The organism is Flavobacterium sp. FlaQc-30, assembly GCF_044005885.1.
GTDB lineage: Bacteria > Bacteroidota > Bacteroidia > Flavobacteriales > Flavobacteriaceae > Flavobacterium.
On the sequence record NZ_JBIPCO010000001.1, the window covers coordinates 1 to 24,980 of the forward strand.

At 35.3% G+C, this 24,980-nt stretch carries 15 protein-coding genes; 1 reads left to right on the forward strand and 14 read right to left on the reverse strand.

Annotation, left to right across the window (positions count from 1 at the left end; all coding sequences use genetic code 11):
* The 12 genes from ACHRV0_RS00005 to ACHRV0_RS00060 all read right to left on the reverse strand — a co-directional run.
* Positions 1-4,271: beta strand repeat-containing protein (locus tag ACHRV0_RS00005; protein WP_395439515.1), on the reverse strand; the 4,271-nt coding region annotated here is incomplete at its 3' end.
* 552 nt (positions 4,272-4,823) lie between these two features.
* Entirely contained in the window at positions 4,824-5,750 is a 927-nt protein-coding gene (queG, locus tag ACHRV0_RS00010) for a tRNA epoxyqueuosine(34) reductase QueG (RefSeq protein WP_164975041.1), read from the reverse strand.
* A complete protein-coding gene (locus tag ACHRV0_RS00015; RefSeq protein ID WP_395439516.1) occupies positions 5,744-7,093 on the reverse strand; it encodes a cytochrome P450 in 1,350 nt (449 codons plus the stop codon). The genes queG and ACHRV0_RS00015 overlap by 7 nt, the downstream gene beginning before the upstream one ends.
* Positions 7,094-7,098: 5 nt before the next feature.
* Positions 7,099-8,121, reverse strand: coding sequence for a Holliday junction branch migration DNA helicase RuvB (gene ruvB / locus ACHRV0_RS00020; protein ID WP_089052715.1), 1,023 nt, complete (start codon positions 8,119-8,121; stop codon positions 7,099-7,101).
* 106 nt (positions 8,122-8,227) lie between these two features.
* Entirely contained in the window at positions 8,228-10,030 is a 1,803-nt protein-coding gene (locus ACHRV0_RS00025) for a cbb3-type cytochrome c oxidase subunit I (RefSeq protein ID WP_089052714.1), read from the reverse strand.
* Positions 10,031-10,060: 30 nt separating this feature from the next.
* A complete protein-coding gene (locus ACHRV0_RS00030) occupies positions 10,061-11,251 on the reverse strand; it encodes a cytochrome c oxidase subunit II (protein WP_089052713.1) in 1,191 nt (396 codons plus the stop codon).
* Between the two features lie 19 nt (positions 11,252-11,270).
* On the reverse strand, positions 11,271-12,665 hold the full coding sequence (locus ACHRV0_RS00035; protein WP_129053101.1) for a quinol:cytochrome C oxidoreductase: 1,395 nt from the start codon (positions 12,663-12,665) through the stop codon (positions 11,271-11,273).
* Positions 12,666-12,692: 27 nt separating this feature from the next.
* Complete coding sequence (locus tag ACHRV0_RS00040; protein ID WP_089052711.1) at positions 12,693-13,238, reverse strand: cytochrome c; 546 nt, start codon at positions 13,236-13,238, stop codon at positions 12,693-12,695.
* Positions 13,239-13,246: 8 nt separating this feature from the next.
* Complete coding sequence (locus tag ACHRV0_RS00045) at positions 13,247-13,771, reverse strand: DUF3341 domain-containing protein (RefSeq protein ID WP_089052710.1); 525 nt, start codon at positions 13,769-13,771, stop codon at positions 13,247-13,249.
* Positions 13,764-15,167: an NrfD/PsrC family molybdoenzyme membrane anchor subunit gene (nrfD, locus tag ACHRV0_RS00050; protein ID WP_089052709.1), complete on the reverse strand. Its 1,404-nt coding sequence runs from the start codon at positions 15,165-15,167 to the stop codon at positions 13,764-13,766. Before nrfD ends, ACHRV0_RS00045 begins: the two co-directional genes overlap by 8 nt.
* 34 nt (positions 15,168-15,201) lie before the next feature.
* Entirely contained in the window at positions 15,202-18,255 is a 3,054-nt protein-coding gene (locus ACHRV0_RS00055; RefSeq protein ID WP_395439517.1) for a TAT-variant-translocated molybdopterin oxidoreductase, read from the reverse strand.
* A 32-nt stretch (positions 18,256-18,287) separates the two neighbouring features.
* On the reverse strand, positions 18,288-19,616 hold the full coding sequence (locus ACHRV0_RS00060; RefSeq protein ID WP_089052707.1) for a c-type cytochrome: 1,329 nt from the start codon (positions 19,614-19,616) through the stop codon (positions 18,288-18,290).
* Between the two features lie 219 nt (positions 19,617-19,835).
* Here ACHRV0_RS00060 and ACHRV0_RS00065 point away from each other — a divergent pair, with 219 nt between their 5' ends.
* Entirely contained in the window at positions 19,836-20,225 is a 390-nt protein-coding gene (locus ACHRV0_RS00065) for an SPOR domain-containing protein (RefSeq protein ID WP_395439518.1), read from the forward strand.
* Positions 20,226-20,775: 550 nt separating this feature from the next.
* Here ACHRV0_RS00065 and infB read toward each other — a convergent pair.
* Positions 20,776-23,655: a translation initiation factor IF-2 gene (gene infB, locus ACHRV0_RS00070; RefSeq protein WP_395439519.1), complete on the reverse strand. Its 2,880-nt coding sequence runs from the start codon at positions 23,653-23,655 to the stop codon at positions 20,776-20,778.
* A 59-nt stretch (positions 23,656-23,714) separates the two neighbouring features.
* Positions 23,715-24,968 (reverse strand): transcription termination factor NusA, encoded by a 1,254-nt coding sequence (nusA, locus tag ACHRV0_RS00075; protein WP_089052704.1) that lies wholly within the window; start codon positions 24,966-24,968, stop codon positions 23,715-23,717.
* Positions 24,969-24,980: the final 12 nt, after the last annotated feature.

The window sequence follows — 24,980 nt, forward strand, 5'->3', positions numbered from 1 at the left end:
GCTGGACTTACTACATTGCCTCCTGAAGCTGCATCATACCAAACAATACTTGATCCTGATGGTACTGTAGCGGTAGCCGTTAGAGTCTGTGATGAACCTGTCTCACATACCGTTACGTTAACTGGAGATGTCGGTGCTGCAGGATTTGGGGTAGTCGCTACATTAACTGTATTACTATTTGTTGAACAGTTTGATGCATTAGTAGCCGCTACATAATATCCATTTCCTGCAATAAGATTTGACCATGTTAAACCTGATCCAGTTCCAGGTATTGATCCTTGAACTGGTGTATTGCTTGAATTATATAATTGATAATTTACTCCGCTTACTGAAGTTGAAGAGGTAATTGTACCGTTTCCTCCAGGTGAAACACAAATAGTACTTCCTGTTAATGCTAATGCAGCTGGAAAAGTACTTATAGTAATAACAGCGTTTCCTGTCATTGTAGCAGTACAAGATGTTCCCGAATTAGTATTAGTTGCAACAACAGTATAAGTTCCTGCTGCTGTTTTTGTTCCAAAACTGATCGCAGTACCCGTTCCTATAACAGGAGTTCCATTATTCACTCCTCCTAATTGTAATTGATAACTTACTCCACTATCTGAATTGCTTAATCCAACTGCAAATCCTATTCCTCCTGTACAATATGTTCCACCACCTGTAACCGCATATGCTGTTGGAAGTGGATATACTGTAGCTGCTACTGCAACTCTAGATCCGGTAGTACAATTATTACTAGTAGCGTCTACATAATAAGTAGTAGTTGCAGATAAATTCGGTGTAGTAAAATTTGTACCTGTTCCTAACGAGATTCCTCCTGTCACGTTGCTATACCAGTTGATTGTCCCTGCCGAGGCTGATGCAGACAAAATAACTGTTTCTCCTGCACATCCTGACCTAGGAGTTGTACTAGTAATTGTTGGTGTCGTATTTACTGTTGCTGTAACTTTAGTTCTAGCTGCAGAAGTACATCCGTTAGCTACAGCCTCTACATAATAATCTGTAGTTGTAGATAAACTTGGTGTTTTATAACTTGTTCCTGTGGCTATTATAGATCCTCCTGTTGCTACAGTATACCAATTTATTGTTCCTGATGAAGCTGTTGCCCCCAAAGTTACTTCTCCTGAATCACATCGTGATGCTGGTACTATTCCTGTTATAGTTGGTTTTTCATTAATGACAAAGTTAACTGCCGTTCTACAACTTGGATTACTAGAACATGCCGCATAAAAAGTAACAGATTTAGCTGTATTTGTATCTTGTATCCCTGAACCTGTAACTCCTACTGGATTAAAAGAGTTTCCTGAGCCTATTGATGCACCACCAGAAGGGGATGTATACCAATTAATCGTTCCTGGGGTCTGCAACATTACCTGTCCCGTATTTGGAGGCGAAATTGTCCAAGAAAAAGAATAGTTTCCAGTAGCTCCATAAGTAGTAGATATCAATGTATAAGTAGTTCCAGCCGTCAAATTCATCGTACCAGATCCTACATTTCCTCCTAATTGAGGTTCATTGCTGCCATTTCCAGCACTATCGTCATCACCTCTAATCCATCCAGCAGAACAACTACCTGGTGTAAAAGATCCAGAGACAATATACCCCATACCATCATAAGAATTATTGTCAACCATTTCAAACACATAATTACCTGTAATACTTACTTGAAAAAGAGTTGAAACATAATTCCTACTAGTAGAAGTAAAAGCACCATTGCAAGTATTACTATTGATTATAGTGCCAGTACGATTTGCACTTGGACTGGTAGATGTCCATGCCCCCGATATTGTAGTTCCTGAATTCACAAAACTACTTGAACATGTAGATGTAGCTGTTAACAATCCAGATCCTCCTACACAAATTGAAACCCCCGTAGCTGTAGGTGCTCCTGAAACCGCAGTAATTGATATCCCAGTAGTTGGAAGCGAAGTACATCCCTGTGCATTGGTTGTGGTTATTTGATAAGTTCCTGATACCAAGCCAGGAAAAACACCAGTTGCATTACTTGTTGATGCAGTTACTGGATTTGTTCCTGTTAAAGTATAACTTACGTTCGGGCCATTTGCAGGTGCTGTAACCGTTATAGTTCCAGTTGGAGTTGTACAATTTCCCTGAGTTGTATTAACTGTTGGAGCTGCTGGCAGTGCCAAAATTGTAATATCATCAACTATTATTGTTGAACCAGTGCCATTAAAATTTGTTCCCGGAACATCTGCTTGGTTCGCTCCTTCATATTTTTTATTTACTGTACCATATCCATTTAAAGCAGCAGTTATTTTTCTAGTGGCATCTAGCCTTCGAGTTGGATCTAAGTACTGAGCTTGCGCACTAGAACTATGTTTCCCTGCAGCAAGTGTACCTGATATTCTTCCAACTAAAGTTATAGTGACAACTCCGTTTTGTGCAATATTAAAATTTCCAATTAAAGGATTATTAGCTGAGCCTGTACTCGACAAAGCCCCAGAGGGACCTGAAGCCTCCGTTGAATAAGATGCTGTTGCAGCATCAAATTCAATACTTGCTGGAAAAGAGAAATCTAATAAAACTCCAGCCGCATTTCCTGCTCCAGTATTCTTTATTTGAATCTCATATGTAACTTTCTCACCAATCGAACCACATACTTCACTTGTTGTTAATGCCCTTACTGTTGTCTCCAAAATAGGAAAACAACTTGCATTTACTTGTAAATTAGGCGGTAGATCCTGAGAAGTAAAAGTCGATACATGTCCATCTGTTCCAGGCTCTGCTCCATGGGATGTACTACCAACGTTATTAGCAGCTCCTCTTGTCACTCCAGCTCCCCCTCCATTTACATTTGTAGTAATTGCTACTGAACCGACAATATTGTGTCTAATAACCCCACCACCACCACCACCACCGGGCCCGTGTTCATTGTTAGTATCTCTTTCTGTATTTCCTCCATTTCCTCCCTTTGCATTAATGGTAATAGCCCCTGTGCTACTATTAGAAATATTTAATAATACCGTTCCTCCTGCTCCTGCTCCTCCGGCACCATCTGGTGAACCTGAGTAAACTCCCGGAGCTCCATCTCCACCATTGGCTTCAATTGTTCCCGTCCCTTGAACAGTCCCTGCATTAATAAGTACAATAGCACCTCCAACACCTCCTTTCACTCCATCAACAGCATTATTGGCATCACCGGCACCACCACCACCCCCCATAATAAGGCGAGTTAATGGTGGTATAGTTTGAGTATAAGATTTAAAGCCCGGCCTTCCTCCTCCTGTAAAGTTTGGCCAGCGATCTCCTCCAGGAAATCCCTGCCAGCCATAACCACCTAAACCGCCGAAACCGCCGTTACCGCCGCCGCCGCCGCCTGTATTATGATCGTTACCACCGCCACCTGCGTTAGCAGGGGCTCCTCTACCTGCAGAACCTCCTGGCATGCCTTCAACAACATTGTCAACCTGATTAAAACCGTCCCACATAAATCGAGGGGTTCCTGCAATTCCTTCTCCTTTTCCAGAAACAATCGTATTTGAAGTATTCGCTACGTATATAGATGCATTATTTGCACCTGAATAAGCTTGAGGACTAAATCCTCCTCTAAATCCTCTCGCATTTCCATCAATTTTCTTTCCGTTAAAATTGAATGTTCCTGAAACATTAAAAGCAATTACGCCACCCGCAACTCCATTAAAGGGCGGTGTAGTTATGTCCGAATTTAGCGTTAAATTAGAATATTGAGGTACCCTTATAACCTGAAATGTCTTCTTCCCTGTTGATGTTGTCGCAATTGCATTATAAAAACTATTTCTAACACCGTTATTGCTTCCAGTGCCTTTAAATGTTAAGTTTCCTCCCGTTATTGGTACATTATTTGTCGCAATAACATACTCAAAAACACCAGTATTACCAATATTAGTAAATCCCGTACCCCCTTTAGAGTCTGAACCACTCGTTGTAATTCCTGAACCATAATTAGCATTATCTCTATAATCGATTGTAGCATCCTGCATTTGAATAATTAAGATCAAATCTCCTGCAGAAATTGGAGTTCCACCAAAATTATTATTATGCCTGTCTGTATCTGGTACTTTACCTAATAAAATAGATTGAGCCCCAGCATTTAAAGTGATATCACCGCTAATTGGGAAATAAGTATTTACAGAACCTGTTATCGCTATAGGGCCATCAACTCCAGGTGTACCACAAACTTGTGCAAATGTATTTATAGATGCTGACAGAAATAACAAAACAACAAAAATGAACCTAGCAAAACTAGGCATGCTAAAAGTAAAGTTACGCATAGACAAACAGGGTATTAGTTGGGAGTATAGAAAATTTGGAAGCTGAAAACCAAAATTTGGCCTTCAGATTATAATACAGATACGAAAAAATAATGTAAACGGATTTAGGATAATTGAAAAAGAGCTTTTCAAAATCGCACAAAAGATAGTTAAGCGTTTGGACCATAATGCATTTAGGTTCAAGACACAATGTCTTTGGGGGTTAGTTAAGTAAATTTGGTGCTGCGAAAGTATACAAAGACCTCAATACTAACTACATTAGTCGATAAACTACATGAAAAAACGTTGAAATGCACAATCCTTAAAAACAAATTAACCTTTAAACCTTAAAAACATAACAATCCGACAATAAAACAGCAGAAATTTCTTAAAATTTTATAGAAAAAACAGCATGACGAGATTTGAATGATTAATCTGTAAAATTATCCTACAAAATATATGGCGCCAAAACAAACAAAACACACATAACTAATTAAAAATCAATATTGTGTGTTTTTATTTTATAAGAAGAAAAGTTTCTTTAAATATGAATGTAAAATAGAAAGAGTAAATTTATTCTAGGAAATTAATATTTCGCCTAAGTCCATCAAATTTTGTTCTTTTTATAGGCGAATTTTTGAAAACTAACCGAAAAGTTTCTTCGGTAATTTCAAGCCAATCTTTTTTAGAAAAAGAAAGTAATTCGGGATTAGGATTAAACAATGGTTCTGAATGTGGTTTAGAAAATCGATTCCAAGGACAAACATCTTGGCAAGTGTCGCATCCAAACATCCATTCGTCAAATTTCCCCTTCATTTCATGTGGCATATTTTCTTTTAATTCAATAGTATAATACGATATACATTTGCTGCCATCGACCACATATGGCGCAACTATTGCTTGTGTAGGACAAGCATCAATACAAGCAGTGCAAGAACCGCAATGATCTGTTACTGCGTGATCATATTCTAATTCTAAATCTAAAATAAGTTCTGCTATAAAGTAGAAAGAACCAACTTTTTGGGTAATTAAATTACTGTTTTTTCCAATCCATCCTAAACCACTTTTTGCTGCCCAGGCTTTATCTAAAACTGGTGCAGAATCAACAAAAGCACGACCAGAAACTTCGCCAATATTCTCTTGAATCGAATGAAGAAATTCTTTTAATTTTTCTTTTATAACAAAATGATAATCCTGACCGTATGCATATTTGGAAATCTTAAAACTTTCCTCATTTTGAACTTCCGAAGGATAGTAATTAAGCAAAAGAGAAACAACGCTTTTTGCATCATCAACCAATAAAGTTGGGTCAAGTCTCTTATCAAAATGATTCTCCATATAAGCCATTTGACCATTGTAATTGTTTTTTAGATACTTCTCAAGCCGTGGAGCTTCTTGTTCTAAAAAACCAGCTTTCGATATTCCACACGAAATAAAGCCAAGTCGTTTGGCTTCTGATTTTATAAATTTTGAATATGTCTCTTTAGAATTAATCAGCATCTTTTAGAGAATGAAACTTTAACGTTAACAGGCTTTAAAGTAATTAATGGATTAAACAGTATTACACTATCATTAGATTTAATCACATATTTTTTTACAATTTGAGATATTGTAAGACACATTTCATAAATGGCAAAGCCAGTTCCAATACACATCCTTGGTCCTGCACCAAAGGGATAAAAATATTGCATTGACTCTTTTTTTTGCTCACCTAGAAATCGTTCAGGAATGAATTCATCTGGATTCTTCCAATACTTAGGATTACGGTGCAATTCATAAAAAGAAATGCCAATAAGAGTATCTTTCTTTATTTTAAACTGCCCAAAAGAATCATCTTCAAGATTCTGCCTGTCTGTAATCCAAGCTGGCGGATATAAACGCATAGATTCGTTCAAAACGGAATTCAAATAGGTCATTTTTTGAAGTTGTTCAATAACATTTTCAGTTTGTGACTCAATTTGACAAATTTCTTCAAAAATCCTTTCCTGCACTTCTGGATTACTCCCTAACAAATGAAGCGTAAATGTTAAAGCATTTGCAGTTGTTTCATGTCCCGCAATAAACAAAACTTTAATTTCATCAATCAATTGCTCTACAGACATGCTTTCACCAGTATCTTCATATCTAGTTTCTAAAAGCATATTCAATAAATCATTTATTTCTTCATTTGAAGCTTTCCGTTCCTCGATAATTTCACGAATAATACTATTATTCTCTTCTGCTAACTTGAGATGCTTTTTTACTTGACCACTTAATGAGAACCACCAAGCTTTATGCGGAAGCCGAATTTCTTTAATTAAAAAATGCTGTACTTCTTCAATAATATATTTAATCCGCTCGAATTTACTTTCTGCAGTTGCGAGCTGAAACAGAGATTTTGCCACAACATTAAATGCAAGATTACTCATTATTGGAAAAAGATCTATCGGCTTTTCTTCTCCTAGATTATCCAATTCAGCACTAATAGTTACATTCATATTATCAACCAACTGATTCATTTTTTGTTTATGAAATGCCGGCTGGATAAGACGTCTCTGCTTTAACCAAAAATCACCATCGCTGGTTAAAAGACCTTTCCCTAAATACTTAGAAAGATATACCGATTGAAATTTAGATTTATGATAATTCTTTTGATTTTTAACTAAAATATATTGCGCAATTTCATTATCTCTCGACAAAATGATATGCTTTGAGAAACCAATTCTAATGGAGAAAGAATCTCCAAATTTTTCAAAATATTTCTTATGAAAAGGAATCGGATTTTTTCTAACCCCTTCAGCATCTTTAAAAAACCGAACTATTGATAGTTTATTTGGGTACTTATATTTTACATTATTAGACATAACTGCTAAAACAAACCTCCTTGAATATTTGTATTTAACTTACCTAAATGTTTATATGCTTTGTCTGTAACTTCACGACCACGGGGTGTACGCATAATAAATCCCTCTTGAATCAAGAAAGGTTCATATACTTCCTCAATAGTTTCACTGCTTTCAGATACGGCTGTAGCCAAAGTAGAAAGACCTACCGGCCCTCCCTTAAACTTATTTATAATAGTTAATAGTATTTTATTATCCATTTCATCCAAGCCATGCGCATCAACATTTAAAGCTTTTAATGCGTATCGAGAAATCTCAATATCAATAGTACCATTACCTTTTATCTGTGCAAAATCACGAACTCGTCGCAGTAGTGCATTTGCTATACGAGGAGTTCCGCGGCTGCGGCCTGCAATTTCAATTGCAGCTTCAAGATCTATAGGCATTTTTAATATCCCTGCACTTCTTTCTACAATTGTTGTCAAAAGTTCAGTAGAATAATATTGTAATCGAGATGAGATACCAAAACGTGCTCTCATTGGAGCAGTTAATAATCCTGAACGAGTTGTTGCGCCAATCAAAGTAAACGGATTCAAATTGATCTGCACTGTTCTAGCATTTGGGCCAGATTCAATCATAATATCAATTTTGAAATCTTCCATTGCCGAATACAAATATTCTTCAACGATAGGACTTAAACGATGAATTTCATCAATAAACAAAACATCTCTTTCATCAAGATTTGTTAACAATCCTGCTAAATCACCAGGCTTATCTAAAACGGGTCCAGAAGTAATTTTTATTCCAACCTCTAATTCATTAGCCAGAATATTAGCTAAAGTCGTTTTTCCGAGTCCAGGAGGTCCATGGAATAAAGCATGATCAAGCGCTTCACCACGTTGATTTGCGGCGGCTACAAAAACTTTCAAGTTTTCTAAAACCTGATCTTGTCCAGCAAAGTCATCAAATGACAATGGGCGTAATCTCTTTTCAAGATCTAATTCTTCTGGGTTATATCCTTTGGTTGTTGGATCTAAATTCTCATTCATTTTACAAAGATATACAAAGTAAATCAGTATGTAAACAGTAACAATTTAACTATTTAAAATAACACATAAAAAAAAGACTGTCATCTCTGACAGTCTTTCTATTATTTTAGTGGTGTAAAACTTCTTCACCTTCCTTCATTGGTACATTTTGAGGAACAAAATCTACATCATGATTTGGGTTACTGTAGTCATACGGCCAACGATATACGTGAGGAATTTCACCTGGCCAGTTTCCATGAATATGTTCAACTGGAGTTGTCCATTCTAATGTCGTAGATCTCCAAGGATTTTGAACCGCTTTCTTACCGTAGAAAATACTACTAAAGAAATTGTACAAGAATACTAATTGGAAAGCTCCTCCTACAAGAGCAAATGTTGTAATTAAAACATTCACATTTTGTAAATCATCAAATAATGGGAAGTTAGTATTTGTATAATAACGTCTTGGTAAACCTGCTAATCCGATAAAGTGCATTGGGAAGAAAACCCCATAAGCACAAACTGCAGTAATCCAAAAGTGAATATAACCTAAGTTTTTATTTAACATTCTTCCGTACATTTTAGGGAACCAGTGGTAAATACCAGCAAACATTCCGTAAAGTGCAGAGATACCCATTACCAAGTGAAAGTGAGCAATTACGAAGTAAGTATCGTGAACGTTAATATCTAAAGTACTATCTCCTAAAATGATTCCAGTTAAACCTCCTGTGATGAAAGTAGAAACCATTCCAATAGAGAACAACATTGCAGGGTTAAATTGTAAGTTACCTTTCCATAAAGTTGTAATCCAGTTGAACGCTTTTACAGCAGATGGAATTGCAATTAATAAAGTTGTAAAGGTAAACACAGATCCTAAGAAAGGATTCATTCCAGAGATAAACATATGGTGACCCCATACGATAGTTGATAAAAATGCAATTGCAAGAACTGACATAATCATCGCTCTATATCCAAAGATTGGTTTACGAGAGTTCGTAGCCATAATTTCAGAAACAAGACCCATCGCTGGTAAGATTACAATATAAACCTCAGGGTGACCTAAGAACCAGAATAAGTGCTCAAACAATACTGGAGAACCTCCTTGGTAGTGTAAAACCTCTCCTGCAATATAGATATCAGATAAGAAGAATGAAGTACCAAAACTTCTATCAAAAATCAACAATAAAGCAGCTGATAATAATACTGGAAATGAAATAACACCAATAATAGCTGTTACGAAAAATGTCCAGATTGTAAGTGGAAGTCTAGTCATAGACATTCCTTTTGTTCTTAAGTTAATAACAGTTACGATGTAGTTTAATGATCCCATTAAAGAAGATGCAATAAAGATTGCCATCGAAACTAACCATAAAGTCATACCAGTTCCAGATCCTGGGATCGCTTGTGGTAAAGCACTTAATGGTGGGTAAATTGTCCAACCTGCAGAAGCTGGTCCAGCCTCAACAAATAAAGAACATAACATAACTACAGCAGATAAGAAAAACAACCAGTATGAAATCATGTTCATAAATCCAGAAGCCATATCTCGCGCTCCAATTTGAAGCGGAATAAGTAAGTTACTAAAAGTTCCACTTAAACCAGCTGTCAGTACAAAGAATACCATAATGGTACCGTGAATTGTAACTAAAGCTAGATAAATATCATTTGCCATTACACCATCAGGTGCAAATTTATCTCCTAATAAAACATTAAAGATTTTAAAAGACTCTTCTGGCCAAGCCAATTGCATTCTGAAAAGCAAAGACATAGCGATACCAATAATCCCCATGATAATACCTGTAATCAAGTATTGCTTAGCGATCATTTTGTGATCAATACTAAAAATATATTTAGTAATGAACGTGTCTTTATGATGATGTTCGTGCTCGTGATCGTGTCCGTGATCGTGACCGTGCGCTTCTGCTGACATATATGTGTACTTTAAATTTTCTTAATAATATTATTTCATCGCAACTTTAGCTACAGCTGCTTTAACTGTATCTACAACTGCTTTTACAGTATCGATAACTTTTGCAGTAGTATCACTTGGTGCAGCACCTTCTGCTTCAGGCTTTTTAGCAGCTGCTGCCGCTTTAATATCCTGAGCTAGAGTAGTTTTCTCGCTTAACCATTTTTTATATTCTTCTGGAGTATCTACAACAACTTTCATTTGCATGTTATAGTGTGAAGCTCCACAAATTTTATTACATAATAATAAATAATCAAATGTATAAGGATCTAAAGCTGTACCTCCTTTTGCAACTAACTCAATACTTTTTTCAGCTCTTAATTTGTTGATGTTTGCAACTTTCTCAACCATAAATGGCAACTCCCTGTATTCAGCAGTAGTATAAGTTGGAACAAAAGCAAACTCAGTAACCATACCAGGAACACAGTTCATTTGTGCTCTAAAGTGAGGAAAATAAGCTGAATGCAGCACATCTTGAGAACGCATTTTAAAATGCACTTTTTTACCTTTAGGAATATGAAGCTCAGAAACTACAATATCATCTTGTGAATTAGGGTCAGACATATCAACTCCTAATGTATTTATTCCTTCAATTAAACGAACGTTTGCTTTTCCTAAAACATTATCTTGACCTGCATATCTTGCAGTCCATTTAAACTGTTGAGCATATAATTCGATCTCTACAACATCTTCATCTTTATCAACAAACATGATATTATTCCAAGCATATAATCCATAAAGAATTAAACAAGCTAGAACAACAGATGGAATGATACTCCAAATTGCTTCTAATTTATTACTATCTGCAAAGAATAAAGCTTTTTTATCTTTATGTCCTCTATTTTTAAAAGAAAACCAGTGCAGTAAGCCTTGAGTAATAACTTGAACTGTAAAGATTAATACCCAAGTAATATTCATCAAACTATCTACTAAAAGCCCATGCTCAGAAGCTGGTGTATGAAGCACTAAATTACCCCATTTTAGTAAACCATAAATAGTAAATATATAAATGAAAGCTAAAAAGCCAAACATAATATATCCCTGAATATTATTATCATTATCTGATGCAACCTGAGAATCGTCCGAAGAAGATCCTACTTGAGTAAGATCAAATATCTTGGTCAATTGCCATAATGCAACTGCTAATAAAACTAAAACTACAATTACCAACAAACTTGTCATCTGTTTATTTCTTTAAATATTAATAATGAAAATGTTTACTTTCTTCTATGAAAGGATTTCTTTTTGCAAGCAAAGGAGATTTAGTTAATGCAGTAAATACTGTAAAAATAAACAATCCTAAAAAGAAAAGAATAGACGCAATTTCAGAAACTCCAATAAACCATTTATCTCCTACTGTACCAGGCATAATCATATTAAAGAAATCAATATAATGTCCTAATAAAATAACAATACCAGCCATTACAATAATCCAGCTTAGACGTTTGAAATCAGTATTGATTAAGATTAATAATGGGAAAACAAAATTCATAACCACTGCACCAAAGAATGGCAAGTTATACAATTGAATTCTTGTGATGAAATAAGTAACCTCCTCAGGAATATTTGCATACCAAATTAACATAAACTGAGAGAACCATAAGTATGTCCAGAAAATACTAATACCAAACATGAATTTAGCTAAATCGTGAATGTGGCTTGTATTAACAAACTCTAAATATCCTTTAGATTTTAAATAAATAGTCACTAAAGCGATTGTTGTGATTCCACTTACAAAGAAAGAAGCAAAAACATACCATCCGAATAATGTACTAAACCAGTGTGGGTCAAATGACATAATCCAATCCCATGACATAATAGATTCAGACACAATAAAGAATACTAAAAATCCTGCTGATGCCTTAAAGTTCTTCTTGTAGTACAAATCGTCATTAGCTTCGTCTTGAGCTAAACAATTTTTTCTAGAGAAATAATTGTATAAATTCCATCCTAATAAAAAGATACCTGCTCTAACAATCCAAAATGGAAAGTTTAAATATCCTGATTTACCAGCAATAATTGCATCATAATTAGGGCTTTTTGGATCCGTAACACCTTCACCTAACCATACAAAAATATGATTAAAATGCAGTCCGCAAAGAACCAAAATAATAAAGAAAATTACAGAACCAACTGGTAAATAAGCTGTAATACCTTGCATTACTCTAAACAAAACTGGAGACCAACCTGCTTGTGCAACTTGTTGAATAGCATAAAATGCTAAAACTCCCATTGAAAGCAACAAAAAGAAAATACAAGCTACATACAATGCAGACCATGGTTTATTTTGTAATTGGTGCAGTACATGGTTTAAATGTTCTGTATGTTCATCAGCGGCATTAACTTTTGCATGTTCACCACCTTTATGTGAATCATGAGATGCCTCAGCAGTTTCGTGATGCCCAGCTTCTGTATGAGAAGCTTCTGCTGTTGCTTCATGTGCAGCACCATGAGAACCATGAGCATCTGCAGCAAGAATTTTTTCAACTTCTTGAATATCTTTAGGAGCAGTTAAAAAACCATATCCTATTCCTAATATACCAACAATCATTAGGATGAAAGAAAAAGTTTTTAATTTACTTGAAAATGTATACATATCTATTACGATCAGTTTGTTCAACAATTATAATTGGCTTTTTAGTTTTAGAACATAGTCAGCAACTAACCAACGTTCGTGGGCACTTAATTGATTTGCATGCGAACCCATTGCATTTAAACCATAAGTCTCAACATGAAAGATACTTCCTTCGGTGATCTCTCTGTCTTTATAGCTAGGTACTCCAAGAAATTTCTCTCTTTCAACTAATTTACCTTTACCATTTCCAGTTGCACCATGGCAGCTTATACAGTAAATATCGAAAAGTTCTTTTCCTTTTTCAGAACTTTTTTCTGCTTCAGTCAAAGGTGATTTTAAATTAGCTTTCGCCAATTCATAACCTGCAGTTGAATTTTCATACTCATAAGGCTCAAAACCTCTATTGATAGTTCCTTCTACAGGAAGCTGTCCTTCTTTACCACCCTTAAATACTTTTGCTTCTGCATATGGCTCATATGCCAAAGACTCATACATATTAGGGAAATACTGATAGTTTGGTGCCGAATTATTGTGGCAAGATGAAACTAAAATAGTTATACCAACTAAAAGTGTTATTTTATATATCCTTTTCATAGCTACAATTAATTCTTTTCAATTACTTTAACTTCAACAGCTCCAGTTCCCTCGAAAAAAGTAACTAGTTCTGCTTCATTATTATTCACAGCAACTTCCATTAAAAAATGGTCATCTGTTGTTCTTACATCTGGATTTTCAGCTTCTTTAAAAGGCCATAATCTACTTCTCATATAAAAAGTAATAACCATTAAGTGGGCTGCAAAAAACACAGTCATCTCAAACATAATAGGCACAAAAGAAGGCATATTTTGAATGAAGCTAAAACTCGGCTTCCCCCCAATATCTTGTGGCCAATCGTGAATCATGATATAACTCATCATAAATGTAGCAAATGAAATACCAACACATCCGTAAAGAAAAGAACAAATTGCTAATCTTGTTGGTGCTAAACCCATTGCTTTATCCAATCCGTGAACAGGAAATGGAGTAAAAACCTCTTCAATATGATGATGTGCAGCTCTAGTTTTCTTTACTGCATCCATCAAAATATCATCGTCATTATAAATGGCGTATATTACTTTATTACTCATGATGTGAATCTTTATTTTTTGCTCTTTCTCTAATGTAATTATCTCCTGTTCCTTTTAGAATTGTTTTAACCTCTGCCTGTGCAATTACAGGGAATGTTCTAGAGTATAATAAAAACAATACAAAGAAGAAACCAATTGTTCCGATGAAAATTCCAATATCAACAAATGTTGGTGAGAACATTGTCCAAGAAGATGGAAGATAATCTCTATGTAAAGAAGTAACAATAATTACGAATCTTTCAAACCACATTCCGATGTTTACCACAATCGAAATAATAAATGAGAACATGATACTTGTTCTTAGTTTTTTGAACCACATAAACTGTGGAGAGAAAACGTTACAAGTCATCATTGACCAATATGCCCACCAGTAAGGTCCAGTAGCTCTGTTTAAGAACGCATATTGCTCATACTCTACTCCAGAATACCAAGCTACGAATAACTCAGTGATATAAGCAACACCTACAATCGAACCTGTAATCATAATAATGATATTCATCAATTCGATATGTTGTAATGTGATATACGCTTCAAGATTAGAAACTTTTCTCATAACGATCAACAATGTATTTACCATCGCAAATCCTGAGAATACCGCTCCAGCAACGAAGTATGGAGGGAAAATTGTTGTATGCCATCCTGGAATTACAGAAGTAGCAAAGTCCATCGATACAATTGTGTGTACAGAAAGTACAAGAGGAGTTGCTAAACCAGCTAATACCAATGATACTTCTTCAAAACGCTGCCAATCTTTAGCTCTACCACTCCATCCAAAACTTAAGATAGAATAAACTCTTTTATTAAACGGAGTTATAGCTCTATCACGAAGCATTGCAAAATCAGGTAATAAACCAGTCCACCAGAAAACTAATGATACTGAAAGATAAGTTGAAATCGCAAATACGTCCCAAAGTAATGGTGAGTTAAAGTTTACCCATAAAGATCCAAACTGGTTTGGAATAGGTAAAACCCAGTATGCTAACCATGGACGTCCCATGTGAATAATTGGAAATAAACCTGCTTGAACTACCGAGAAAATAGTCATTGCTTCTGCAGAACGGTTAATAGCCATTCTCCAACGTTGACGGAAAAGTAATAGTACTGCAGAAATCAAAGTTCCAGCGTGACCAATACCAACCCACCAAACGAAGTTAGTAATATCCCAAGCCCAACCAACTGTTTTATTTAATCCCCATGTTCCAATACCGGTAGATACGGTGTAAATTATACAACCTAACCCCCAAAGGAAGGCTATTAATGCGATTGAAAATACAATCCACCATTGTTTATTTGCAGGACCTTCAACAGGTGCTGCCACATCTACAGTTACATCGTGATATGATTTATCACCTATAACTAAAGGTTTTCTAATGGGTGCTTCGTAGTGAGACGACATAATCCTTTATATTGTTTCTTATTAATAATTTATTCTAAGTATTTCTAACTTTAACATGGTAAACCACATTAGGTTTTGTTCCTACATGCTCTAATAAATGATATGATCTATCATCAGCTGCTAATTTAGCAACTTTACTTTCGGCATCATTAACATCACCAAATATCATTGCTCCAGAAGAACAAGCACTTGAACAAGCTGTTTGGAATTCTCCATCAACAATTGAACGGCCTTCTTTTTTAGCATTTAATATAGTAGCTTGTGTCATTTGAATACACATAGAACATTTTTCCATAACACCACGTGAACGTACATTTACATCTGGATTCAATACCATACGACCTAAATCATCATTCATGTGATAATCGAATTCACTGTTTTTGTTGTATAAGAACCAGTTAAAACGACGAACTTTATAAGGACAGTTATTAGCACAGTAACGAGTACCAACACATCTGTTGTATGCCATGTGGTTTTGACCTTGACGACCGTGTGAAGTCGCAGCAACTGGACAAACTGTTTCACAAGGTGCGTGATTACAGTGCTGACACATTACAGGTTGGAATGCTACTTGAGGATTATCTCCAGGTTTCTCCATTTCATTGAATGTAGACAATGAACTAGATAAACCAGCAATACCTTCTTTTCTTTCGTTATCTCCAGCAAAAGTACTTTCAGAAGAATAATATCTGTCAATACGCAGCCAGTGCATATCACGACTTCTTCTAACTTCAGATTTACCTACTACAGGAACGTTATTTTCTGCATGACAAGCAATAACACATGCTCCACATCCAGTACAAGCGTTCAAGTCGATTGATAGGTTAAAGTGATGTCCAGTAGAACGATCAAATGATTCCCATAAATCAACAGTAGTAGCTTCAACTTCTTGGTGATCTAAAGATACCATTGGTTGTTCGTTCCAATGTTTAGCATCTTCAGTATTAAATATTTTTAAAGTTGTTTCTTTAATAATATCTCCTCTTCCCATTAATGTTTTTTGCCCTTGAACACATGCAAACTCATGCTCTCCATTAGCTTTTACAATAGAAACAGCTTGAACATTATTGAAGTTTTTATATAAAGCGTAAGCATTAATACCTACTTGCATTTCTTCTTTTAAAGCCGCTTTGCGACCGTAACCTACAGCTAAACCAACTGTACCAACTGCTTGTCCAGGTTGAACAATTACAGGTACATTTTCTAATTTAGTTCCATCAGCAGTAGTAATAGTAGCATAACTACCATTCAAACCACCGTTTGCAACAATTTCATTTGATAAATTAAATTTCTTTGCATCAGCATTAGAAACCGTAACATAGTTATCCCACGAAACTCTTGTAATTGGATCTGGAAACTCTTGCAACCAAGGATTGTTTGCATGTTGCCCGTCTCCCATTCCAGTTTTAGTATATAAAACTAATTCAAGCTCTCCAGCAGCTTTTGATTTTGAAAGTGCACTTGCAGCACCTGCGTAATCATAAGAACCACCATTTAAAGCACTTGAACCATATGCAAAAACACCATCATGCAAAACTTTGTTCCAAGAAGATCCTGCGATAATTGACCCTGAATTAGCTTTAAGGTAATCGTAGAAATTTCCTGCAACACCATTTAATGACAATAAAACATCTTGAAGTTGTTTTGTATCAAAAATTGGACGAATTGTAGGTTGCGTTAAACTATAAGTTCCTTTTGTAATCACTAAATCTCCCCATGACTCTAAATAATGAGGAACTGGCGCAGCGATTGTTGATATAGCAGCAGTTTCATCTTCTTTTAAAGATAAAGCAACTGACGTTTTTACTTTTTTCAGTCCAGAAACAAAAGAAGCAGAATCAGCTAAAGTATAAACAGGATTAACTCCACTCATAATTAAAGTATGAACACTTCCTGCATTCATATCTTTTAACAATTGAGCAACTACAGCATTAGAACCTTTTCTAATTTGTCTTGTTTCAGCTGTATTAAAAGCTTCACTAGACAATGCTTGATTAATAGCTAAAACTAATAATTGTGCATTCTTATCCTCTAAGCCAGATACTAAAATTCCCTTAGAACCTGCTGCTTTTAATTGTTGAGCTGCTTTTTCAACTTCCGCTTTAAACTTAGCATCTAAAGAAACCGGAACAGAACCACCAACAACAACATTATAAATTTGAACTAAAGCTTGTTTTTGATCAGCTGTCGTCATTGGAACACGCTTATCAGCTGCAGCTCCAGATAATGTCATATTTGATTCAAACTGAAAATGACGAGACATTTTTCCGTTTTGAGGAATACGCCCTTTTGCATATCCAGAATCATATCCACCACCTTGCCAATCTCCTAAGAAATCAGCACCAACAGATACAATTAATGAAGCTTTTGAAAAATCATAATCTACTAAAGCTCTTTCACCATAAACAGTTTCAAAAGCATCTAACGCATCAGATGAAGAAACCGCATCGTAAACTACATGTTTAGCATTTGGATTTTTAGCAATAAACTCACCTATTAATTTCTCAGTAGATGGACTTGCTAATGTATTTGTTAATAATACTACTTGACCTCCTTTTGCTTTTGCATCAGCTAAACTTGATTTAATTTTTAAATCAACTGCTGACCAGCTGCTATTTTTTCCATCTAATTTAGGTTCTTTCAAACGCATACTATCGTATAATCCTAAGATAGATGCATGAATTCTAGCATTAGCAGAAAATTTAGCTCCAGAAATAGTATTGTTCTCAATTTTAATTGGACGACCCTCACGACTTTTTACCAAAAGATTTGCAAAATCAAAACCATCAAAAACAGTAGTTGCATAAAAATCTGCAACACCAGGAATGATTTGCTCTGGTTGTAATACATAAGGGATAGACTTGTGCACAGGACCTTCACAAGCAGCAAGTGTAACTGCCGCAGTACTAAATCCTACGTACTTTAAAAAGTCACGACGTGAAGTTCCAGATGTAGCTAAAGCATCTGCATTTCCTAAGAATTCATCCGTAGGAATCTCTTCAACAAATTCGTTATTTCTAAGCGCCTCAACAATAGAACTATTTTCTAGTTCTTCAACACTTTTCCAGTATTTTTTGTTTGATGACATTGTATATAAATATTAAAATCTTAATAATTCGATTAATAGTGGCATTTACCGCATTCTAAACCTCCCATTTGCGCTGCAGTTAATTTCTCTACACCGTATTTTTTAGAAAGTTCAGCATGAATTTTATCATAATATGCATTTCCTTCCATCTTAACATCAGTTTTTCTATGGCAATCAACACACCATCCCATTGTTAATTTAGAGTATTGCTTCATGATTTCAAATTCTTGTACCGGACCGTGACAAGTTTGACATTCAACTCCTGCAACAGAAACGTGTTGAGAGTGATTGAAATAAACAAAATCAGGAAGATTATGAATACGAACCCATTTTACAGGCTTAGTTTTTCCAGTATAAGCTTGTTTAGTCTTATCCCATCCAACAGCATCATATAATTTTTGAATTTCTCCATCGTAGAATGCTTTACTGTACTCTGCAGTAGCAGTAGTCTCAGCAACTTCAGAAATATTTTTATGACAGTTCATACAAACATTTAATGAAGGAATACCAGCAGTTTTACTTACACGTGCAGCAGAGTGACAATATTTACAATTGATCTCATTATCTCCAGCGTGAATTTTGTGAGAATAGTGAATTGGCTGAATTGGCTCATAATTTTGATCAACACCTACCTGCATCAAGTAACCGTATACAAAATAACCACTAGCTAAAAGTAAAAATATAGAAGTAACTAAAACTAAAAATTGATTTTTAGCAAAAGCTTTCCAAATTGGAGTTCTGCCTTCTTTTGGCGCAACTTCAATTCCGTTATTACTTGCAACTTTAGTTAATACTTTGTTCACCATGAACAACATAACAACTAAAATAGCCATTACAAGAGCAAGAGCTCCTAAAATAATATTGTTAGAAATACCGCCGCCTTCAACTTTTTGTCCAGGAGGAACAGTTCCTGGCGCACCAGCAGCAGGCTCAGCTTTTTTCTCAGAAGTAAAAGCAATAATATTATCAATATCGCCTTCAGATAATTGAGGAAAAGAAGTCATTACTGCTTTATTGTTTTCCTCAAAAAGTTTAACCGCAACAGGATCACCTGACTTAATCATGTCAGAACTGTTATGCACCCATTTATAAAGCCAAGCTTTATCGTGCTTATCCGCAATTCCTCTTAAAGCAGGACCTGTTGATTTAGCATCTAATTTGTGACATGCAGCGCAATTTGCATTAAAAAGTTCTTTCCCTTTTACTGGATCACCACCTGTAGTCGCAGCCGGAGCAGCAGCTTCAGGAGCCGCAGGAGCAGCAGGATCTTGAGCAAATGAAGTTAGGGAGAAAATTAACGTTAGCGATAAACTAAGTAATAATTTTCTGGAGATCGAATTATGGTTACCCACCTTTTTCATATAGTATAATAATTATCTACTAATTTTTGGTATGATTTTTTCTGTAGTAAATCAGACTAAAATTAATACCTTCTTTTAAAACTTGCACAAAAATACGACTTATGAACTATTCTCAAAACCTTAAAATACTCTTAAATATCAATTTATATCAATTCTAAATAATATTAAAATTTTCCATACAAACTTTAAATATTATTTTTGCACAAAAACCATCACATTATGAGAATTTTAACCCCTTCAAAAAACGTTTTCTTAACATTAGTAATCTTTGCTTTAGCAAACAATATTCATGCTCAAGATCAAAATTTAACAGTAAATCAAGATCCCAAATTTGAGCAATTAATGAACGAGAAACGTAAATTTAACACATCAATAAGTACAAATGATTCCTATAGAATTCAAATTTTCAGCGGGAAAAGCGACGAAGCAAAAAAAACGCTGGCTGACTTTAAAAGAGAATACTCAAACATTGATGGCACAATAATTTTCAATACGCCAAACTACAAAGTAATTGTAGGCAGTTTTAAGTCAAGAATTGAAGCAGAAAGAAATCTAGCAGACATCAAGAAAAAATACAAAAATGTATTCCTGCTAAAGCCGAATAAATAAAAAACAAAAACAACAAGAAATAAAGAACCACAAAAGCAACTCTCCACTGAGTTTCTTTTGTGGTTTTTTATTATAACGAGGTATTTAAAAATACCAAACAAAAACCAACATCTAAACACAAAGCCCAAATCCAAAATTTATTTTTTTCATTTTTAGCAGTAACTATTTTGCTTTATCATAACAAAAGCACCACTCCTAAAAATCATTCCCAACAACTTGCTACCAAACCAAAACAGCGCTTTTTATCAAAAAACAACCCTATACACCAAACTCCCACAAACCACCCTTACAATTACTCGTTTTCAACCTTTATCCCCATAATCTCTTTAGCACGAACCTATCAACACATCCTACTAATCAAACCCAATAACAAGCAGCAAGGCATTCTACAAAGAAAACGTCTAAACATATTACCTCGCAAAAAAAATCTCCAAAGAAAACAGTAACCACAAAAAAACTCAATCAAAAAAAATCCCTTATCAAAACCAAACAGTTTTAAACAAAAAAAATCCCGAAAAAATCGGGATTTATATCTAAAATAGGAATTCTACTATTTAAGTTTCTTTTTGATAGCAACTTCATGATAGGCCTCAATAACATCATTCATTTCAATATCATTGAATCCTTTTATTTGTATACCACAGTCATAACCTTTAGAAACTTCTTTAACATCATCTTTAAAACGTTTTAAAGCAACTAATTCTCCGGTATGCACCACAACTCCATCTCTAATAACTCTAATTTTAGAGCTTCTTAAAATCTTACCATCAGTTACCATACATCCTGCAATTGAGCCAACTTTAGAAATTTTGAAAATCTCACGAATCTCAGCCGTTCCTAAAATTTCCTCTTTCATTTCAGGAGCTAACATTCCTTCCATTGCATCTTTCAAGTCATCGATAGCTGCATAAATAATAGAATAATAACGGATATCGATTTCTTCTTTATCAGCAAGCTGTCTAGCATTTCCAGCAGGACGAACGTTAAATCCAATAATGATCGCATCAGAAGCAGAGGCCAACATAACGTCAGTTTCTGTAATTGCACCAACACCTTTATGGATAATATTAATTTGAATTTCTTCAGTAGAAAGTTTAGAGAACGAATCTGATAATGCTTCAACAGATCCATCAACGTCTCCTTTAAGAATTACATTCAATTCTTTAAACTGACCAAGAGCAATACGACGACCAATTTCATCAAGTGTAATATGACGCTGTGTACGTACAGATTGTTCACGCATTAATTGAGAACGTTTAGACGCAATTTGCTTAGCCTCTTTTTCATCTTCGAATACATTAAACTTATCACCAGCAGTTGCAGCACCATCTAAACCTAAAACAGATACCGGAGTCGAAGGACCAGCTTCTAAAACTGTATGACCTCTTTCATCATGCATTGCTTTAACTTTTCCATGGTGTTTTCCAGCAAGCATATAATCTCCAATTTTCAACGTACCTTGTTGTACCAAAATTGTCGAAACATAACCTTTTCCTTTATCCAAGAAAGCCTCAACAACAGTTCCTTGTGCAGCTTTATTTGGATTCGCTTTTAAATCTAAGATTTCAGCTTCTAATAAAACTTTCTCTAATAATTCTTTTACTCCTGTTCCGACTTTCGCAGAAATATCATGTGACTGAATTTTTCCACCCCAATCTTCAACAAGTAAATTCATACTAGCCAAACGCTCTTTAATTTTCTCAACATTAGCATTTGGTTTATCAATTTTATTGATTGCAAATATAATTGGCACTCCCGCAGCTTGTGCGTGAGAAATTGCCTCTTTTGTTTGCGGCATGATATCATCATCCGCAGCTACTACGATAATAGCGATATCTGTAACTTGAGCTCCACGTGCACGCATCGCGGTAAACGCCTCGTGACCTGGTGTATCTAAGAATGCAATTTTCTGACCATTATCAAGAGTAACTCCATAAGCTCCAATGTGCTGTGTAATACCACCCGACTCTCCAGCGATAACATTTTCTTTACGGATATAATCCAGTAAAGATGTTTTACCGTGGTCAACGTGCCCCATTACAGTAACAATAGGCGCTCTAGTTACTAAATCTTCTTCTTTATCTTCAACCACTTCGATAGCTTCCTCTATATCGACAGTAATAAACTCAACTTCATAACCAAATTCATCAGCTACAATTGTTAATGTTTCAGCATCTAAACGCTGATTCATCGTAACCATGATACCTAAAGACATACAAGTTCCAATTACTTTTGTAATCGGCACATCCATCATGATGGCAATTTCACCTACAGTAACAAATTCAGTAACTTTAATTGTCTTACTTCCCTCGTCAAGAGCTCTTTGCTCATCATCAGATTTCTGACGGTGCGTTTCTCTTTTATCTCTTCTATATTTAGCCGCTTTAGATTTCCCTCCTTTACCTTGAAGTTTTTCAAGAGTCTCTCTAATTTGGTTTTTTACTTCTTCTTCAGTAGGCTCAACTTTAGCTACAATAGCCGGACGGTTTCCTTTTACAAAACCAGGTCTCGCACTTCTGTTTGCATTAAATCCGCCACCGCCGTTGTTTGGCGTTATCTTATTTGGATTTGGAGTTCCTGGCGCATTACCAGCCCCTTGAGGTTTTGGCGCCCCTGGAGTTCCTGGTTTAGGAGCAATCCTTTTACGCTTATTCTTGTTAGCATTATTTCCAACACCTGGCGCACCCGGTTTATTAGGCGTAATTTTAGGATCTTCTTTCTTTTTCTTAGGTTTATTAAATTGAGATAAATCAATTGTCTGCCCCGTAAGAGTTGTTCCAGATAATTTCTGATATTGAGTTGTGATCGTTTCTTCGGCAGTTGCAGGATCTGTTGAAACAATAGGCTCTTGCGCTGTTTTTGAAACTTCAGCTTTAACTTCTTTTTTCTCTGTAATAATAGGTTTCTCTACCTTTTTTTCTTCAGAAACTACAGGAGCCGCTGGCTCAGGCTGTACAACTTCTTTCTGAACTGGTTTTTCTGGTTGAGTTGGAGTAATAACTGCTTTTGGCTCTTCAGCTTTAACTGGCTCCTCAGTAGGAGTAGAAACAACTGCAGGTTTCTTCGGATTTAAATCTATTTTACCTACTTGCACAGGTCCAGTTACAACCGCTCTCGCTTTTATAATCTCCTGTTGCTTTTGGCGCTCCTCATCTTGTCTGCGTTTGTCTTCAATTTCTTTCTCACGCTCTACACGTAATGCTTCTTTTTCTTTTCTTTTCTCTTCTCCAACCTCTTTAGAAGCTTCCTTATTCCCCTTATCGCCCGCAAATTGGCTTTGCAGGATATTAAACTCACTATCAGAAATTTTCGCGTTTGGATTTGCATCAATAGCAATACCCTTATCTTTTAGATAATCAACAGCTCTTTCTAACGAGATATTTAATTCCCTTAAAACCTTATTTATTCTTATTACTCTCTCTTCAGACATATAACCTTTTTATTATTACCTTTTTCGTTGTGTTGTTAGAGCCAGACTTCAGCCATTAACTAGCTGTCAAACTCTTCTTTTAGTATCTTCATAACATCTAGAATCGTTTCCTCTTCTAAATCTGTTCTTCTTACTAAATCTTCTACTTCTTGTTTTAAAATACTTTTTGCAGTATCTAAACCTATCTTAGCAAATTCTTCGATTACCCATTCTTCAATTTCATCTGAAAACTCTGTTAATTCAACATCGTCTTCATCTGCAACTGTACCAGCAACATCACCTTCACGAATAACATCTAATTCATAACCCGTCAATTGACCCGCTAATTTAATATTGTGACCACCTCTACCAATCGCCTTAGAAACTTCTTCTAATTTCAAGAATACTTCAGCTCTTTTATTTTCTTCGTCAATTTTGATTGAAGAAACTTTCGCAGGGCTTAATGCTCTTGTAATAAACAATTGAATGTTATTTGTGTAGTTAATTACGTCGATATTTTCATTTCCTAACTCACGAACGATTCCGTGAATACGAGATCCTTTCATACCTACACAAGCTCCAACTGGATCAATTCTATCATCATAAGAATCTACCGCTACTTTTGCTTTTTCACCAGGAATACGCACTACATTTTTAACCGTAATCAAACCGTCGAATACTTCTGGAATTTCTTGTTCAAATAATTTTTCTAAGAACTTCTCAGAAGTTCTAGACATAATAATTTGAGGTTTGTTTCCTTTCAATTCAACGCTTTCAATGATTCCACGAACATTATCTCCTTTACGGAAAAAGTCAGATGGAATTTGTTTTTCTTTTGGAAGTACAATTTCGTTTCCTTCATCATCAACTAAGATAACTACTCTTGGACGTACGTGGTGTACTTCTGCAGTATAAATATCACCAATAATATCTTTAAATTGTTTATAAAGATTTGTATTATCGTGTTCGTGAATTTTAGATATTAAGTTTTGACGCAAAGCCAAAATAGCTCTTCTCCCTAAATCAATCAATTTAACCTCTTCAGAAACTTCTTCACCAATTTCAAAATCCGCTTCGATCATTCTTGCTTCAGTCAAAGTAATCTCTTCGTTTTCAAAATCAAGATCTTCGTCAGCAACAATTACTCTTCTTCTCCAAATCTCCATATCTCCTTTATCAGGATTTATAATGATGTCGAAGTTATCATCAGAACCGTATTTTTTCTTTAATGCATTTCTAAACACGTCCTCTAAAATTGCCATAAGCGTTACACGATCAATAAGTTTATTGTCTTTAAACTCTGAGAATGAATCGATTAATGCTAAATTTTCCATGCGAATTCTTTA